Annotated in this window: 1 protein-coding gene; it reads left to right on the top strand. The window is 64.7% G+C overall.

The genetic code is table 11. The annotated features are described in order from the left end of the window. The coding region (gene ispG / locus BBH68_RS38785) for a flavodoxin-dependent (E)-4-hydroxy-3-methylbut-2-enyl-diphosphate synthase (RefSeq protein ID WP_065968590.1) at positions 1 to 702 on the top strand (702 nt) is incomplete at both ends.

The raw sequence follows: 702 nt of genomic DNA, 5'->3' as shown, positions 1-702 counted from the left end.
GAGGCGGGGGTGCCGATCCGGATCGGGGTGAACGCGGGGTCGCTGGACAAGCGGCTTCTGGCGAAGTACGGGAAGGCGACTCCGGAGGCGCTGGTGGAGTCGGCGTTGTGGGAGTGCTCGCTGTTCGAGGAGCACGGGTTCCGGGACATCAAGATCTCGGTGAAGCACAACGACCCGGTGGTGATGATCAATGCGTACCGGCAGTTGGCGGCCCGGTGTGACTATCCGTTGCATCTGGGGGTGACGGAGGCGGGGCCGGCGTTCCAGGGGACGATCAAGTCGGCGGTGGCGTTCGGTGCGCTGCTCAGTGAGGGGATCGGGGACACGATCCGGGTGTCGTTGTCGGCGCCTCCGGTGGAGGAGGTGAAGGTCGGTATCCAGATTCTGGAGTCGTTGAATCTGCGGCAGCGGCGGTTGGAGATCGTGTCGTGTCCGTCGTGTGGTCGGGCGCAGGTGGATGTGTACAAGCTGGCGGATGAGGTGACGGCGGGTCTGCAGGGCATGGAGGTGCCGTTGCGGGTCGCGGTGATGGGGTGTGTGGTCAATGGTCCTGGTGAGGCGCGAGAGGCGGATCTGGGGGTGGCCTCGGGCAATGGGAAGGGGCAGATCTTCGTGAAGGGTGAGGTGATCAAGACCGTGCCCGAGTCGAAGATCGTGGAGACCCTGATCGACGAGGCCATGAAGATCGCCGAACAGATGGAG

Origin of the sequence: Streptomyces sparsogenes, from assembly GCF_001704635.1 — a bacterium.
In the GTDB taxonomy this organism is placed as follows: domain Bacteria; phylum Actinomycetota; class Actinomycetes; order Streptomycetales; family Streptomycetaceae; genus Streptomyces; species Streptomyces sparsogenes.
Note: the sequence above shows the minus strand (reverse complement) of the source record. Positions and strands in the feature narration are given on the sequence as shown.